This window comes from Lysinimonas soli (assembly GCF_042655435.1).
Classification (GTDB): domain Bacteria; phylum Actinomycetota; class Actinomycetes; order Actinomycetales; family Microbacteriaceae; genus Lysinimonas; species Lysinimonas soli.
The window spans coordinates 1-965 of record NZ_JBHSMG010000007.1; the positions used below are offsets into that span (position 1 = coordinate 1).

Annotated in this window: 1 protein-coding gene; it reads left to right on the forward strand. The window is 66.3% G+C overall.

Annotated elements, in window-relative coordinates; all coding sequences use genetic code 11:
• Positions 1-11 precede the first annotated feature (11 nt).
• On the forward strand, positions 12-965 hold a 954-nt coding region (locus ACFPJ4_RS15410; RefSeq protein WP_386741379.1), incomplete at its 3' end, for an IS481 family transposase.

The following is a 965-nucleotide window of genomic DNA, read 5'->3' on the forward strand; positions in this document are numbered from 1 at the left end:
AGGAGGTCCTCGTGTCTCACGGTAATGCGGCGTTGACGCCGCGGCATCGGCTTCGTCTTGCCCGGCAGGTGGTTGATGAGGGGTGGTCGATCTCGGCTGCTGCTGCTTACTTCCGGGTGTCGTATCCGACGGCGGCGAAGTGGGCCCGCCGCTATGCCGAGCTTGGGTCGGAGGGCATGGCGGATCGGTCGAGCCGACCGCATACGCATCCGAACAAGACCCCGCAGCCGATCGTGAAGAAGATCGTTCACCTTCGGATCAAGAAGCGGCTCGGACCGGTTCAGATCGCGGGTCGGCTCGGCATCGCGTCCTCGACCGTCCATGCTGTCCTGGTCCGATGCCGGCTCAACCGGCTATCCCATGTCGACGTCAGGACCGGAGAGCCGGCCCGGCGTTACGAACACGAGACGCCGGGAGCGCTGATCCACGTCGACGTTAAAAAGCTTGGCAACATCCCCGACGGCGGCGGTTGGCGCTCCGTCGGGCGAGCACAGGGTTATCGGAACCGGTCCGTCACCGGGAAGCGAACCGGCCAGCGAGGCATCGCTGGCGACATGACCACCGGGCATGCCTTCGTCCATACCGTCATCGACGACCACTCCCGCGTCGCCTATGCCGAGATCCACGACGACGAACGCGCTGAGACGGCGATCGGGGTCCTGCAGCGAGCAGTGTCCTGGTTCACCGACCACGGCGTCACCGTCGAGCGAGTGCTCTCCGACAACGGCTCCGCCTATCGCTCGCACGCATGGCGAAACGCCTGCGCCGGGCTCGGCATCACACCGAAGTTCACCCGACCACGCCGCCCGCAGACCAACGGCAAGATCGAGCGATTCCACCGCACCCTCGCCGACGGCTGGGCCTACTCGCGCCACTACAACTCCGAGTCAGCCCGCCGCGCCGCTCTCCCGGCATGGCTGCACTTCTACAATCAGCACCGGCCCCACACCGCCATCGGGAAGCTC